The sequence below is a fragment of the Paracoccus angustae genome, assembly GCF_042648745.1.
Classification (GTDB): Bacteria; Pseudomonadota; Alphaproteobacteria; order Rhodobacterales; family Rhodobacteraceae; genus Paracoccus; species Paracoccus angustae.
Map to the genome: position 1 here is coordinate 248,418 of NZ_JBHRXY010000004.1, position 14,962 is coordinate 263,379.

13 protein-coding genes are annotated in these 14,962 nt (G+C 70.4%); 6 read left to right on the forward strand and 7 right to left on the reverse strand.

Features of this window, described 5'->3' with window-relative positions; genetic code table 11:
- Positions 1-8: 8 nt before the first annotated feature.
- Together ACFOM8_RS08270 and ACFOM8_RS08275 are read left to right on the forward strand one after the other, a co-directional pair.
- A complete protein-coding gene (locus ACFOM8_RS08270; protein ID WP_377760997.1) occupies positions 9-1,217 on the forward strand; it encodes an NAD(P)/FAD-dependent oxidoreductase in 1,209 nt (402 codons plus the stop codon).
- Positions 1,217-2,065 carry a sugar phosphate isomerase/epimerase family protein gene (locus ACFOM8_RS08275; protein ID WP_377761011.1) on the forward strand — a complete coding sequence of 283 codons (849 nt, stop codon included), beginning with the start codon at positions 1,217-1,219 and terminating at the stop codon, positions 2,063-2,065. Before ACFOM8_RS08270 ends, ACFOM8_RS08275 begins: the two co-directional genes overlap by 1 nt.
- Positions 2,066-2,270: 205 nt before the next feature.
- On the opposite strand, the gene ACFOM8_RS08280 is transcribed toward ACFOM8_RS08275, so the two are convergent.
- The 5 genes from ACFOM8_RS08280 to ACFOM8_RS08300 all read right to left on the reverse strand — a co-directional run bounded on the left by ACFOM8_RS08280 (position 2,271) and on the right by ACFOM8_RS08300 (position 8,861).
- On the reverse strand, positions 2,271-4,532 hold the full coding sequence (locus ACFOM8_RS08280) for an ATP-binding protein (RefSeq protein WP_377760998.1): 2,262 nt from the start codon (positions 4,530-4,532) through the stop codon (positions 2,271-2,273).
- On the reverse strand, positions 4,529-5,641 hold the full coding sequence (locus tag ACFOM8_RS08285; RefSeq protein WP_377760999.1) for a metallophosphoesterase family protein: 1,113 nt from the start codon (positions 5,639-5,641) through the stop codon (positions 4,529-4,531). Before ACFOM8_RS08285 ends, ACFOM8_RS08280 begins: the two co-directional genes overlap by 4 nt.
- A 613-nt stretch (positions 5,642-6,254) precedes the next feature.
- Positions 6,255-7,457, reverse strand: a complete 1,203-nt coding sequence (gene pcaF / locus ACFOM8_RS08290) for a 3-oxoadipyl-CoA thiolase (RefSeq protein ID WP_377761000.1) — start codon at positions 7,455-7,457, stop codon at positions 6,255-6,257.
- A 1-nt stretch (position 7,458) separates the two neighbouring features.
- A complete protein-coding gene (locus tag ACFOM8_RS08295; protein WP_377761001.1) occupies positions 7,459-8,130 on the reverse strand; it encodes a 3-oxoacid CoA-transferase subunit B in 672 nt (223 codons plus the stop codon).
- Positions 8,127-8,861 carry a 3-oxoacid CoA-transferase subunit A gene (locus ACFOM8_RS08300; RefSeq protein WP_377761002.1) on the reverse strand — a complete coding sequence of 245 codons (735 nt, stop codon included), beginning with the start codon at positions 8,859-8,861 and terminating at the stop codon, positions 8,127-8,129. The genes ACFOM8_RS08295 and ACFOM8_RS08300 overlap by 4 nt, the downstream gene beginning before the upstream one ends.
- A gap of 106 nt (positions 8,862-8,967) precedes the next feature.
- Between ACFOM8_RS08300 and ACFOM8_RS08305 the strand changes: the two genes are divergently transcribed.
- Complete coding sequence (locus ACFOM8_RS08305) at positions 8,968-9,726, forward strand: IclR family transcriptional regulator domain-containing protein (RefSeq protein ID WP_377761003.1); 759 nt, start codon at positions 8,968-8,970, stop codon at positions 9,724-9,726.
- Positions 9,727-9,750: 24 nt separating this feature from the next.
- Here the strand turns inward: ACFOM8_RS08305 and ACFOM8_RS08310 are convergent, their stop codons facing one another.
- Together ACFOM8_RS08310 and treS are read right to left on the reverse strand one after the other, a co-directional pair.
- Positions 9,751-9,915, reverse strand: coding sequence for a hypothetical protein (locus ACFOM8_RS08310; protein WP_377761004.1), 165 nt, complete (start codon positions 9,913-9,915; stop codon positions 9,751-9,753).
- Between the two features lie 6 nt (positions 9,916-9,921).
- Positions 9,922-11,991, reverse strand: a complete 2,070-nt coding sequence (gene treS, locus ACFOM8_RS08315; RefSeq protein ID WP_377761005.1) for a maltose alpha-D-glucosyltransferase — start codon at positions 11,989-11,991, stop codon at positions 9,922-9,924.
- A 793-nt stretch (positions 11,992-12,784) separates the two neighbouring features.
- Between treS and ACFOM8_RS08320 the strand changes: the two genes are divergently transcribed.
- The 3 genes from ACFOM8_RS08320 to ACFOM8_RS08330 are packed head-to-tail and all read left to right on the forward strand — an operon-like array spanning position 12,785 to position 14,895.
- Positions 12,785-13,522: a phosphatidylserine decarboxylase gene (locus ACFOM8_RS08320; RefSeq protein WP_377761012.1), complete on the forward strand. Its 738-nt coding sequence runs from the start codon at positions 12,785-12,787 to the stop codon at positions 13,520-13,522.
- Between the two features lie 2 nt (positions 13,523-13,524).
- Complete coding sequence (locus ACFOM8_RS08325) at positions 13,525-14,277, forward strand: CDP-alcohol phosphatidyltransferase family protein (protein ID WP_377761006.1); 753 nt, start codon at positions 13,525-13,527, stop codon at positions 14,275-14,277.
- Entirely contained in the window at positions 14,278-14,895 is a 618-nt protein-coding gene (locus tag ACFOM8_RS08330; protein WP_377761007.1) for a class I SAM-dependent methyltransferase, read from the forward strand.
- Positions 14,896-14,962: the final 67 nt, after the last annotated feature.

The window sequence follows — 14,962 nt, forward strand, 5'->3', positions numbered from 1 at the left end:
AACGGGGCATGGGCGGCATGGTCATCATCGGCGCGGGCGAATGCGGAACACGGGCCGCCTTCGCCCTGCGGGAACAGGGCTGGACCGGTCCGGTCACGCTGGTCGGGGCCGAGAACGGGCTGCCCTACGAACGCCCGCCCCTGTCCAAGCCCGAAGGCTCGGGGGCGCGGCGCAAGGCGATCTGCGACGGGGCGCAACTGGACGGGGCCGGGATCGACTATCGCCCCGGCCTGTCGGCGACGGCCATCGACCGGGCGGCCAGAACCGTCGCGCTGTCGGACGGCCGGGCGCTGCCCTATGCCCGGCTGCTGCTGGCAACCGGGGCGGAACCGCGACGGCTGGCCTGCCCGGGGGCCGGGCTTGCGCATGATTTCCGCACCCACCTGGACGCGGTGCGGGTCTTTGCCGCCGCCGCCTCGGGCGCCCGCGTCGCCATCGTCGGCGCGGGGCTGATCGGCATGGAACTGGCCGCCGTCCTGCGCGGGCGGGGCGCGTCGGTCGACGTGATCGAGGCCGGGCCAACCGTCATGGCCCGCGCCGTGCCCCCCCGCCTGGCCGACAGGTTGCTGGCGCGGCACCGGGCCGAGGGCGTCCGCGTTCACCTGGACGCGGGCGTGTCCGCGATCACGCCCAAAGCCGTCGAACTGGCCGACGGCCGCCCGATCCCCGCCGATCTGGTGGTGGCCGCCATCGGCGTCGTGCCCCGGACGGGGCTGGCGGAAGCGGCGGGCCTGGCCACCGGCAACGGCATCCTGACCGACGCCTGCCTGCGCACCGGCGACCCGGACATCCTGGCGGCGGGCGACTGCGCCGCCGTCGGGATCGCGCCCGGCAGGCACCTGCGGCAGGAAAGCTGGCGCAGCGCGCGCGCGCAGGCGGACGCGGCGGCGCGCAACATGATCAACCCTCCGGCGCCCTTTGCCGCGACTTCCTGGTTCTGGAGCGATCAGTATGACCTGGGGCTGCAAGTGGCGGGCCATCCCGCCGCGCATCTGCCCCTTGTCACCCGGCCGCTGCCAAACGGCGGCGAGGTCGGCTTCCATCTGGACGAGGGACGCCTTGTCGCCGCCGCTGGCCTTGGCACGGGCAACGCCGTCGCCCGCGACATCAAGCTGGCCGAGATGCTGATCACGGCCAAGGCCTGCCCGGACCCCGACGCGCTTGCCGATCCGGGCGTGAACCTCAAGTCTTTGCTGAAGACGCTCCGGGCGGCGTGATGCAGAGGCTGCTGGTGTTCCAGTCCCTGTGGGCCATGGAGCGGCGCCACACCGACGGGCGGGAACGCAGCCTGGACGAAAACATCGCCCTGATCGCCGGGGCCGGTTTCGACGGCATCAGCGCGCATTACACCAGCCGCGCCGATGTCGAACGGTTGACCCGGGCCATCGCCGGAACGGGCCTGCGCGTCGAGGGCGTCTGTTTTCCCCGCAGCGTCGGGGATCTGGCCCTGCCGCTGGCGCTTGCCGCCGACCACCCGGTCGCGCATCTGAACCTCCAGCCCGACATCCGCCCGCGCCGGGTCGCGGACTGCCTGCCGCTGCTGGATGGCTGGATGGAGCATGCGGACAAGGCTGGCATCCCCGTCCTGGTCGAGACGCATCGCGACCGCATGACCACCGACCTCCACTTCACGCTGGACCTGCTGGACCGCCGACCCGACCTGCCGCTGCTGGCGGACCTGTCGCATTATCTGGTCGGGCGCGAGTTCGGCTGGCCGGTCGATGCCGAAAACCACGCCATGATCCATCGCATCCTGAACAACGCCTGGGCCTTCCACGGCCGTGTCGCCTCGCGCGAGCAGGTGCAGGTGGAAATCTCGTTTCCCCACCATCGACCCTGGCTGGACCTATTCCTGGGCTGGTGGGACCACGGTTTCCGCGACTGGCGGTCCCGTGCGGCCCCCGATGCGGATCTGGTCTTCACCTGCGAATTGGGGCCGAAGCCCTATGCCATCACCGGCCCGGACGGCAACGATCAAAGCGACCGCTGGGCCGAGGCCCTGCTGATGAAGGATCTGGTGCGGCAACTGTGGCGCGACATCTGCGCGGAAGGCGGGCGAGCCTGACGGCTTGCGGCAGCGCCGCCAGGGGGGCCGGCCACCCGGGCATCACGCGCCGGAAAGCGGCGCGGCGCCCCGACAGGCTGCCGGAAAGAGCTTTCGTCGAAAAGCGCCGCGCGGACAAAAGCATGCATCGCGTCATCACGGCGCCAGCGCGGCTGCCGATGGGCGCGGCCTGAAAGGCGCAACGCGTCCGGTCCGGGGCCGCCGCCTATACGGGCGCGACCACGACCTGCGCCTTTTCCCCGCCAAGGGCCGCAAAGGCGCGCTGGCGGCAGGTCAGGACCAGGATCTGCTGGTCCTGCGCCACGCGGTGCAGGGCGGTGAACATCGCCTCGATCCGGTCGTCGTCGCTGTGGACCAGGGCGTCGTCCAGGATCACCGGCACGCTTGTCCCGGCATGCGCGAACAGGCGCGCAAAGGCCAGCCGCGTCAGGATCGCCACCTGCTCGCGCGTGCCGCCCGACAGGATCTCCAGCGCCTCGGCCTGGCCGCCGCGGGTCAGGGCGGCGGGCAGCAGGGTGGCGTCGTCGATCTCCAGCGTGGCGCCGGGATGGAGAACCGACAAAAGCGGCTGAAGCTCGCGCACCACCGGCCCCAGATAGGTTTCGCGGGCCTTGCGCCGGGCTTCGTCCAGGGCCAGGCGCAGCCGGGTCAGCGCCGCCGCCTCGGCCGCGTAGCGCGCGGCGCGCGCCTCGGCCTCGGCCAGGCGGCCGCGGGTTTCGTCCAGCTGCTCCTCGATCCCTTGCTCGGCCAGTGTGGTGATCGAGCCGTTCAGCATCGCCAGATCCTCGCGCAGGCGGTCGCGCAGGGCCTGGGCCTGCGTCATCACCGACTGCGCGCGCGACAGGGCGGCGCGGGTCATGTCCCCGTCGGGGGCCGCCTGTTCCAGCCCGGCGCAACGGGCGCCGGCCTCGGCCAGGCGGGCCAGCCGGCCGGCCTGCTCCTCGCGCAGGGCGTGCAGGCGGGCGTCGATGGCGGAGGGGTCGCCCGCTTCGGCGGATGCGGCGGCCCGGGCCAGGCGTGTCTCGTCGCCGCCGGTCTGGAGCCCGGGGTCGATCCGCAGGGTGCCGATGCCCGGCAGATCGAAGACCCGCGCCGTTGTCAGGCGATGCGGACCTTCGGGCAGCTCGGACCCGCCTTCGCGCAGCCGGGCCGCGCCGGAATAGGAAAGACTGAGGGTGACGGACTGCGCGTCCAGCCGGGCGGCAAGCCGGTCATGGTCGTCGCGGGCCTGTTCCGCGGCCGCCAAGGCCTGCGGCGTCACCGCCAGCAGCCCGCGCCGAGCGCGGTCGGCCTCGAGCGCGGCGCGCAGCCGCTCGGCCTCGGCCAGGCTGCGGCCCAACTGTTCGGCCCGGTCCCGCGCGGCTTGCGCCAGTCGCGCCCGCTGCGCGGCGCCCAGCCGGTCGCCCAGGCCCCGCACGCGGTCCCGGGCCTGCGCAAGGGCCAGGGCGGCGTCGCGGTCCGTGGCCGCCAGCGCATCGGCGCGGTTCTCGTGACGCGCCGCCTCGCCGCGCGCGGCGGCAAGATCGCGTTGCGCGCGCGCCACGCGCCCGGACAGGGCCTCCAGGCGGTCGATCGCCGCCCGGCCGTTGTCCGCGGTCGCCGCGGCCAGCGCCAGGGCGCGGCGCGCGTCCTCCAGCGCGCCCAGATGGGCCTCGGCCTCGGCCTGGGCCTTTTGCGCGGCGGCCAGGGCTTCCTTGCGGCGCTGATCCGCCTGGGGATCGTCCAGGTCGCGCATCTGCCGCTGCGCCTCGGTCCGGCGCGCCAGTTCCCCCGACAGGCGCGCGGCCTTGGCGGCCAGGTCCGCGGCCTGAAGGCGCAGGGCCTCCGCCTCGGCCTCGGCGCGCGCCCATTCGCCGCCCGCCCGTGGCCGCCCCGTCGCGGTGGCGAGGCGGGCCAGCGCCTCCTCCACCCGAGCCGCCACCGCGTCCAGACGGCGCCCGCCCGTTATCATCCCGATCTCGCCCGCGACCGAGGACAGCAGGCCGCGCCGCGCCGACAGCGCCCGGTCGCGCTCGGCGCGCTCGCCGGCCGAACCGCCCTCCGGTTCCAGCCCCAGAAGGCCCTGGCGCACCCACAAGAGGCCCGACGGCCCGGAAAGCCCCTGGCCCGCCAGCCGGTCGATCCAGGCCTCGGCCTCGTCGTCCTGGGCAAGGATGCGGCCGTCCTGGCGGACGCGCGCCGCCGGGCGGGACAGCCAGCGTTTCTCGATGCGGAACCGGCCCTGCGGCAGGTCGATCTCGACCGCAGCCTCGGGGGCGCCGCCGGCATGGGGTTGCAGCGCCTTGACCGCCGCGCGGGTGGCGCGGTGGCGTTCGAAGAACAGCGCGTGAAGGGCGTCAAAGAAGGTGGATTTGCCGAATTCGTTGGGTTCGCTCAACACGGTGATGCCGTCGCCGATCCCCCCGATCCGGGCGGTCTGGCCGGCGAAGCGGCGGATGTTGGTCAGTTCGACCGCGCGGATCCTCATGCCTGCACCTCCTGCGCAAAGGCGTAAAGCCGGGCCAGGGCCAAGACCGCGATGTCGCGTTCGGCCAGCGGGCGCGCCGGATCCCGCGCCTCGGCCAGCAGCGTTTCGGCCGCTTGACGCAGGGCGCCCGCGCGGTCGATCCCGTCCAGGTCGTCCGGCCGCGCCTCGGTCGCAAGGCCGGACAGGTCGGCGTGGAACCAGCCGAAATCCGGGCCCGAGGCATCAAGCGCGGCCTCAAGGGCCGCGCGGCAGGCCAGCGTCAGGCGGCCCTGGGCGACAAGGCGCAGCAGCAGGTCGCGGCGCCCGGTGGGCAAGGGAAGGACGGCGTCCAGCCGCGCCACCGGATCGTCGCCGGGCAGCAGGTCCAGCGTCACGGCCCGCCAGCCCAGGCTGCCGGTTTCCACCGGGCGGACCCGGGCCGCGCCGTCCAGCGTCACCAGCAGCGCGCCGCACGGCGCGGCGTGCTTGAAGCCGTCGGCCTCGGGCGTGCCGGAATACCAGGTGGCGTCGTTCACCTGCATCCGGCCGTGCCAGTCGCCAAGCGCCAGGTAGTCCAGGCCGCACCTTTGCGCCCGGTCGGGGGCGATGATGCCCGCCACGCCGTCCTCGCCCGAGAAGTCGGCGATGGCGCCATGGCCCAGGCCGATGCGCAGGCAGCCCTCGGGGGTAGGGGCGGCCATCGCCTCGGTCAGGTCGCGGCCCGGGCGGCGCTGCGTGCAGGGGGCCGGCAGGATCATCACGCCCGAAGCCAGTTCCACCGGGTCGGGGCTGGTGATCGCGCGCAGGTTGGCCGGACCGTCCTGGGCGATGCGCCGCCACAGTTCCGTGGCGGCCAGGCTGTCGTGGTTGCCGGGCAGCATGATCCAGGTGATGTCGGCCTCGGTGGCCATGGCGCGCAGGGCATGGCGCAGGGTGTCGGGGGCGGGGGTTTCGGCGTCGAAGGTGTCGCCCGCCAGCAGGACGGTGGCCGCGCCCCCGTCCCGCGCCGCCTGCGCCAAGCGGACGATGGCGCCGTGGCGCGCCTCGCGCAGGCGGTTGCGGATCCCCTCGGGATAGGTGCCGAAGGCCTTGCCCAGGTGCAGGTCGGAGGAATGCAGAAAGCGGAACATCGGCAACGGATCCTTCGGGCGGGAGGTGTTCGGGTCGGGAACAAATCGCGCACTTGGCGAAAGGGAGCATTCCCGGAAGGGTTCACGAGGCCGAAATCCGTCTTTCGGGACCGCGGCCGCATCGCCAAGTCATCGGCCTGGACCCGGCGCCGCGTTCCGTTCAGCCGCAGCGGCGGCCCGCCCGTCCCGGGCCGCCGCTGCCGCACCATCCGCGGTTTCCGGAAAAAAAGGGGGAGGGTGATCGGGCGCGCCGTTGGCCGTTCAGAACCGGCCTTTTCTGGCGAAAGCCGCCCCGCCGTTCGGTCGATGGGGGATGCATCCTTTCCGCCCTGAACAGCGCGTCGGACGGCACTTCCAGACGCGATCGTCGCACCGAAACTCCGGCCCGCCGCCGGACCGCCAAGGGCGAGGGCAGTTTTGCAGCGGCCTTATGGCTGCGACGGGGCGGCGGCTCTTTGCGGGCCTGGACGGCTTGCCGGGACGCGCGGCGGCCGACCTGCCGCCAGGCGCGGGCTGATCCGCCACGCTTCCGTCCCCGTCTCGTCAAGAACGGGGGCCTGCCGATCTGGCCGAAGTTCTCGGGACATTGGCGGAACGGGGCGCAAGGCCCCTGTCACACCCTTTCCAGCGCCACAGCGATGCCCTGTCCGACACCGATGCACATGGCCGACAGCGACCGCTTGCCGCCGGTGCGCACCAGTTCCAGCGCCGCCGTGCCGGTGATGCGCGCGCCCGACATGCCCAGGGGATGGCCAAGCGCGATGGCCCCGCCGTTGGGATTCACGCGCGGGTCGTCGTCGGCGATCCCCAGGTCGCGCAGCGTGGCAAGGCCCTGGCTGGCAAAGGCCTCGTTCAGTTCGATCACGTCGAAGTCGGCGGGCGACAGCCCAAGCCGCGCCATCAGCTTTTTCGAGGCGGGCGCCGGACCGAAACCCATGATGCGCGGCGCCACGCCCGCCACCGCCCCGCCCAGCACGCGGGCGATAGGGGTCAGCCCGTGCCGCCTCGCCGCCGCTTCGGATGCCAGGATCAGCGCCGCAGCCCCGTCGTTCACGCCCGAGGCATTGCCCGCCGTGACCGTGCCGCCCCTGCGGAAGGGCGCCTTCAGACCCGCCAAGGCTTCAAGCGTGGTCTCGCGCGGGTGTTCGTCGCGGTCCACCAGCTTCGGATCGCCCTTCCGCTGCGGAACGGCAACTGGGGCGATCTCTTGCGCCAGCCGCCCGCTGGCCTGGGCCGCGGCGGCCTTTTGCTGGGACCGCAGGGCAAAGGCGTCCTGGTCGGCGCGGCTGATGGAAAAATCTTCCGCGACATTTTCGGCGGTCTCGGGCATGCTGTCGACGCCGTATTGCGCCTCCATCAGCGGATTGACGAAGCGCCAGCCAATGGTGGTGTCGTAAACGGCGTTGCTGCGCGAAAAGGCGGTTTCCGCCTTGGGCATCACAAAGGGCGCGCGCGACATCGACTCGACCCCGCCCGCGATCATCAGCTCGGCCTCGCCCGCCTTGATAGCGCGGGCAGCCTGGATCACCGCGTCCATGCCCGACCCGCAGAGACGGTTGATGGTGGTGCCCGCGACCTCGACCGGCAGGCCCGCCAGCAGCGACGACATGCGCGCCACGTTGCGGTTGTCCTCGCCCGCCTGGTTGGCGCAGCCGAAGATCACGTCATCGACGGCCGCCCAGTCCACGCCGCCGTTGCGCGCCATCAGCGCCCGCAGGGGAATGGCGCCCAGATCGTCGGCGCGGACCATGGACAGGGCTCCGCCAAAGCGGCCGATGGGCGTGCGGATATAGTCACAGATGAAAGCGTCAGGCATCTCATACCTCGGGGCAGGTCAGGTCGGCCACGTCGCCGTCCAGATGGAGCGCCGCGCCGGTCAGGGATTGCAGTTCGTCCAGGCTGACGGCGGCTAGCTTCTCGCGCAGCACGAAGCGGCCGTCCACGATGTCCACCACCGCCAGCGAGGTGTAAACGCGCGTCACGCAGGCCACCCCCGTCAGCGGCAGGGTGCAGGCCTCCACCAGCTTCGGCTTGCCGTCCTTGGTGACGTGATCGGTGATCACGGCCACGCGTTTCGCCCCGTGGACCAGATCCATCGCCCCGCCCACGGCGGGCACGCCCTTCGGCCCGGTGGACCAGTTCGCCAGATCGCCGTTCCGCGCGACCTGATAGGCCCCCAGGATCGCCACGTCCAGATGCCCGCCCCGCACCATCGCGAAACTGTCGGCGTGGTGGAAAAAGGCGGTGCCGGGCTTGATCGTCACCGCCTTCTTGCCGGCATTGATCAGGTCCCAGTCTTCCTCGCCGGGCGCGGGCGCCTCGCCGAAGCCGAGGATGCCGTTTTCGGTGTGGAAGATCGCCTGCCGTCCCGGGGGCTGGAAACGGGCGACCATCTCGGGGAAGCCGATGCCCAGGTTCACATAGGCACCGTCACCGATGTCCTGGGCGGCGCGCCAGGCGATCTGGGCGTTGGAAAGCTTGGCGGTCATGCCGTCACCTCGGGGTAGGATGCGCCCGCGCGGTTCAGGTCTTCCTCTTGCGCGGGGTTCGGGACTGCGACGATGGCATCGACGAAGATGCCGGGGGTGACGACGGCTTCCGGGTCGATGCCGCCGGGTTCGACCACATGGCCGACCTGCGCGACGGTCCGCGCCGCCGCCATGGCCATGAGCGGCGCGAAGTTGCGGGCGGCCATGCGATAGGTGAGGTTGCCCAGATGGTCGCCGGTCTGGGCCTTGATCAGCGCGACATCGGCCTTGAGCCAGCGTTCCTGCACGTAGCTGCGCCCGTCGAACTCGGCCACCGGCTTGCCCTTCGCCAGATCCGTGCCGAAGCCGGTCGGCGTGTAGAAGGCCGGGATCCCCGCCCCGCCCGCGCGGATGCGTTCGGCCAGCGTGCCCTGCGGAACCAATTCCAGGGCGATCTCTCCGGCAAGGTACTTTTCCGTAAAGACGCGCGGATCGGCGGACCGGGGGAAGGAACAGACCATCTTCGCGACCATGCCCTGTTCGATCATCGCGGCGATGCCGACATGGCCGTTGCCCGCGTTGTTGTTGATGACCGTCAGATCCTTCGGGCTGCCGGTTGCCAGAAAGCGGTCGATCAGGGCGTGGATCAGCTCGATCGGCGCGCCCGAGCCGCCAAAGCCGCCGATCATCACCGCGGCGCCGTCGGGAATGCCCGCCACGGCCTCGGCCAGGGTCGCGATGCGCTTGTCCATGAAACCTCCCTCGCGTTTCGCCGCCGCCTAGGCCCGGATGCGGGCGGCGGCCAGACTTTTCGTGCGGATCTTGACATTTGTTCGCATTGCGCGCCCAATGGTGCGCATGGCGAACAGGACGGACATCATCGGCTCGCTGGCCAAGGGCTTGCGCGTGATCGAGGCATTCCGGGCCGAACATCCCCGCATGTCGATTTCCGAGGTGGCCGAGGCGACGGGCCTGGACCGCGCCACCGCGCGGCGCTGCCTGCTGACGCTGCACGAGGGGGGGTATGCGGATTACGACGGCAAGTTCTTCACGCTGACCGCCCGCGTGCTGCGACTCGGCATGGGGGCGCTGGCCGCGATGCCGCTGGCGCAGATGGTGCAGCCCTGGCTGGACCAGCTGTCGGACCGGATCGGACAGTCCACGTCCGTGTCGATCCTGGACGGGACGGACATCGTTTATCTGGCCCGCGCGGCGCAGCGGCGGGTCATGTCCATCGGGCTGATGCCGGGATCGCGCCTGCCCGCGCATTGCACCTCCATGGGCCGGGTGCTGCTGGCGGCCCTGCCCCCCGCCGAGGCCCGCGCCGTCGTGGAGGCGTCCAACCTGTCGCCCCGGACGCCGCACAGCCTGACCGACCCCGCCGAGATCATGGCCCGCGTGGACGCCGCCCGCCGCGACGGATACGCCGTCATCGACCAGGAGGTCGAGCTTGGCCTCCGCTCCATCGCCGTGCCGCTGTTTTCCGTGCATGGCCGCGTCGTTGCGGCGCTGAACACCGGCGTGGCGGCGGTTCAGGCCGATGCAAGGGATCTAGCGGGGCTTTATCTGGAGCCCCTGCTGAAGGTGCAGGACGGCCTGCGGCGCGTGCTGCGCTAGGGGTGGTGCGGCGGTCTTTTCCCATCAAGGCGCCGCTCGTGGGCCATGGGCGCGCAGAACCTGCGGACGGGCCAGCGCCCGGTGCCGCAGGCGGGGACCAATGACGAAGAAGACCCGATCAGCCGACGCCAGCGTCGGCGTCGGCGCGTCTTTCGCGATGCCGCCGAATTCCTCTGCCCTGGCGATCATTCGCCTTCACAGCGAAGGCGAGATGCTGACGATCCGCAGCGAAAGCCCCTCGTAGGGTTCGAGCCTGACCGTGAGCGCCCCGTCCTCGTGCAGGTCGCCGACGATCGTTTCCGCGATCATGTCCACGACCGGACCCGGCGGAACCTCGGTCAGGTGGATCACCTCCTCGATGGCCTGGGCGCTGAAGTTCAGGGCCGTCACCTGGGTGCCCCGGCCATTGGGCAGGACATGAACCATCACCAGAAGACCGGCCGCGGAAACGTCGGGGATCTGGGATTGATGGCTTGCGGCGATGCCGTAGGATTCCCGGACCGCCAGAAGATGCTTCAGCCTGGACGCGAAGGAGTCGGGATTTTCCAGCTGCTCGCAGATCGAGCCGTAAAGCGCGCGGGCCCGCGGAATGCCGTCCGACGAAAAGTCCTGATCCGCAGCCTGTCCCGTCAGGTCGTAGGCGCCGCGCTCGATCCAGCGGGTGTCGCCATCCTCCATGAGGCTCTGCACCTCGACCGGCTTCAAGGGCAGCGCGCCGACCAGATCCCAGCCGGACAAGGCAAACACCCCGGGCTGAAAGGCGTTGTACATGACAAGCAGCAGATGGATCTTCTGGATAAGTCCGATGTCCTCGTCGGTGATCTCGTCCAGATCGGAAATGCCAAGCGCGGCGGTTATGACGCTTGCCGTCGTGCAGGCGATCCCGTTGGTCACGAAAGGAAGGTTGTAGGGGGCGTTGGTGCCGGTGAGCCGTTCCCGGATCTCGTCGCGCAGATGCATGCGCAGCGTGCGACCTTGCCACGTCTTGCCCGCGAAGGTGAAGATGTCGTCCGCGTGCAGGGTCCAGAAATGGACCAGTTCGGTGGTCAGCTCGTCGTGGTTCTGCAAGGCATGGATCAGGGACGCCGGGTCGATGCCGAAATCATGCACCATCCGCAGCATCATGCGCAGGAATTCCGTGTCGCCGGTCAGAAGGGCGTGGTGATAGGCGGGGCGGGTGATGAAGTCGTAGGACAGATCCGCCCCGCCCTTCGACATGGCGGCGATGTCGTCCACCGTGAGATTCAGTTCCTGGAACGAGAAGCCGCCGGCTTTCCTGATCATGCCGCCAAGCAGGGCGTTTCCGGTGACGGAAAGGGGATGGCTTTCGGACCATGCGGGACCGTCGCCGCGGCGTTCGACGCCCAGAAAGCCGTTCGCGTCCAGCCGCAGGCCGCGCGCGCCCATCTGGTCGATGGAATGAAGGGCGTCGCCAATGATCATCTGCTGCGCCGCGAACGAGGGATCGAGCCAGTTCAGGCTGGGCTGGCCTTCCTTGAAATAGTGAAGATACACCCAACGGCGGACCTTGCCGTCCACGCCGGTGATCGGGCCGGTCGCGCTCCAGTCGGTTTCCTTCACGCCCGGCTCGAAGAAGATGACGCGCTGCAACTGCCCGACGATCAGCCCCCGGTCCCTGAGATGGTCCACAACGGCCGGCGACAGGTTGACGGCATCCCGGCCTTCGGGGATTTCGGGAAGCACCGCCCATTCCTCTTCGGGCACTTCCACCATGTGGTAAAGGCCGGGATAAAGCGAATGGTTCATCTCGGCCAAGCGGAAGTCGGGGCCCTTGCCGGTATGGGCGGGGATCACGTCGTCGATCACGACGGCGTTGTGGGCGGCAGCCATGCGGCTGATCGCCTGGAACTCCTCGGTCGTGCCGAAAACGGGATCCGTGCCGAAGCCGGTCCGGTCGAAGTTCCCGTCGATGGTCGGCGTGTATTTCCCGTCCTTGTAGCCGCCGGCCTGCTTGGTGGGGCCGGTATGGATCGCCCGGATCCCCATCGAGGCCAGCGCCGACCACAGCCGGGGATCGCCAAGCGCCCCGAGAACCGACTGCCCGGGGCGGGTGATCACCGACGGCGGATAAGCCGTGAACCAGACCGGCGCGATCGCCGAGGCGGCACGGGGCCGGGATTCCGCATAGGGATTTTGCCACATCCGGCCCCGGCCGCCGTAATTCTCGGCATGGCGCCGTGCCTGGTAAAGCATTGACAAGGAAACAAGCTTGTCAATCGTGTCGGCGTCGGGAGGTGTGGTCATCGAGGGCAGTCCCATCTTCGCGGTGCTTCGAAACAACAACGCAGCCCCGCGCCGGTTCCTGGGCGAAGGCCGCGGGCGGGGCGCTCCGCCCGGGCGGCGGCCGGGTTCAGGGCGTTTGCCGCGACAGGCAAGGCCGGGTTGACGGCTGCCGATCCCGCAGGACGGACGCATCGGTGACCCCGAGGTTCCGCACCGCATGGCCGCGACGCTTTCCGCCGATCACCGACCGGCGCGAAGCCGCGCCGGGCCGGACCATCCCCAGGGGTGCGACATGGGCTTGCTGCCGAAGACGCGCACCGGAACGCGGCTGTTCGGCTTCGGCAAACCCTGGCCGGTCGGGATCCTGCGCCTTTGGAATGTCGCAGGCGATCCGCCCCGAAAGCCGCCTTTCCCAAGGGCGCGCGCGCATCGTGATTGCGGAAATCCCTAGAAAAGCGTTTTCCGGCGGACGGAGTCATGCCGCACGAACGGGTGCTGCGTGACCGTCGCGCTGGCGTTGCCATTCGTGAAGGTCCGGCAAGGCTGGTCCGCCCGGTTCGCCAGCCCGCCCCAAGCGCCGCATGGCCGGGCGCAGCAACAGCGCCGCCGATTGCCCGGCCCCCGCCAAAGGCGGAACGGCGCCCGGCCAGCCGTTCGCGCGGCCGATGGCCGCCCGGGCGCCGCCGCGCGGCAGCCCTGCACGCATGGCAGGACCGGCCCAACCCTTTGCTTCCGCTTGACCAGGAACGTCTTGACCGGGAACGTCGCAAAACGAAGATGAAAGGTCGTCTTTGTTTGACCCTGCTGTCTTGCGCTGGTATGGGCGCCGGACCGGGAATGGAAACAGGAACACAGACGCATGACGATGTGGGGCACCTTCCTCAAGCCGATGCATCCCGAAGGTTACCGCTTTCTTGGCGTCTTCGGCCTTGTCACGCTTGTTCTTTTCCTTGTCTGGGAACCCCTGGGCTGGCTCGGACTGGGGCTGACGGTCTGGTGCTACTACTTTTTCCGCGATCCGCGCCGCGCCGTTCCGCAAGACGACGGACTGGTCGTAAGCCCGGCGGACGGTGTGGTCTCGCTTATCGGGCCGGCCGTGCCGCCCGCCGAACTGGGGATGGAGCCGGTGGCGCTGACGCGGGTCAGCGTCTTCATGTCGGTGTTCGATTGCCATGTGAACCGTGCCCCCGTCGCGGGCCGCGTGCTGGCCGTGGCCTACCGCCCCGGCAGGTTCTTCAATGCCTCGCTGGACAAGGCCAGCGAGCATAACGAACGCAACGGGCTGTGCCTGGAGCTGGCCGACGGGCGGCGGCTTGCGGTTGTGCAGATCGCGGGCCTGGTGGCGCGGCGTATCCTGTGCTGGACCCGGGAAGGTCAAAGCCTGAGAACAGGCGAGCGTTTCGGCCTTATCCGCTTCGGCTCGCGGCTCGATGTCTACTTGCCCGCGGGGGTGGAGCCGCTGGTGGCCGTGGGACAAACGATGGTCGCGGGCGAAACCGTGATCGCCGAGCTTGGGCGTGCGGGCCGTGCGCGTCCGGCCCTGGTGGACTGAAGATGATCGCGCGCCCGGACCCTCGTTCCCGATTGTCCGTGGTGCAGCTTCTGCCGAACGCGCTGACCCTGGCGGCGCTCTGCGCAGGTCTTACGGCGATCCGCCTTTCCGTGGCCGAGGACTTCGACCGGGCGGCGGCTCTTATCCTGGTTGCGGGGGTGCTCGACGGTCTCGACGGGCGGCTGGCCCGCAAGCTCCGCAGCGAAAGCGCCATGGGCGCGGAACTCGATTCGCTGTGCGATTTCGTCAACTTCGGGGTCGCGCCGGCGGTCGTGCTTCACCTCTGGGCCTATGGAGGCGCGGGCGGCCTGGGCTGGATTGCGGCCCTGCTTTATGCCGCCGCCTGCGCTTTGCGGCTGGCCCGCTTCAACGTCAGCAGCCGCGATGCGCCCGCGCCGGTCGCCCCCAAGGCGGCGTTCACGGGGGTGCCGTCGCCCGCCGGGGCGATGCTGGCGCTTTTGCCGATCTTCGTCGCCAATCTCGTGCCCGGGGCGGTCCTTCCGGGGCCTGCCTGCGCGCTCTGGATGGTCGTGGTTGCGGCGCTGATGGTCGGCCGCCTGCCCACGCCCGCCTTTCGGCCCGTCCGCATACGGCCCGACCAGGCGCGCCTGATCCTTCTCGCGGTTGTGGGACTGGGCGCGGCGCTGCTCACCTATCCCTGGCTGACGCTGGTGCTTCTGGATGCCGGCTATCTGCTGCTGCTGGTGCTGGCGTGGAAACGGCACAGGCGGCCTTCCATACGAAAGGACGGATGAATGGAGCTTCAGGCAGTCGAGAAATCCTATGCCCGCTGGGCGCCGGTCTACGACCGCACCTTTGGGGCGGTGACGAATGTCGGCCGCCGCAGGGCCACGGCGCTTCTGAGCGGCTTTGGCGGGTCGGTCCTGGAGGTGGGCGTGGGCACCGGCCTTGCGCTGCGCCATTACGACCGGCGCGTCAGCGTCACGGGCATCGACTACAGCGCCGAGATGCTGGACAAGGCCCGCGCCAAGGTGAATGCCGAAGGGTTGCGCCACGTGGCCGCGCTGCACCGGATGGATGCCCGGATGCTGGCCTTCCCGGACGGGAGTTTCGACCACGTGGCGGCGATGCACGTGATTTCGGTCGTGCCCGACCCCGAGCGCGTCATGTCCGAGATGGCTCGCGTGGTGCGCCCCGGAGGAAGCGTGGTCATCGTCAACCACTTCGCCCGGAAAACGGGGCCGCTGGCCCTGGCGGAACGGGTCGCAGCGCCGCTTGCGGATCTGCTGGGCTGGCATTCGGATTTCGACCGGGCCAGGGTTCTGGGCGAGGCACGCCTGACGCTTGCCGAGGAATGCACCCTGCCGCCCCTGGGCATGATGACGCTGCTGAGGCTGGTGAAGACCCGCTGAGCGCGCGCCCTGCGCTTGCCGGAAGCCGCCCGTTCACGGTTGCCGTTGGGTCACTTTGCGGTTAGGT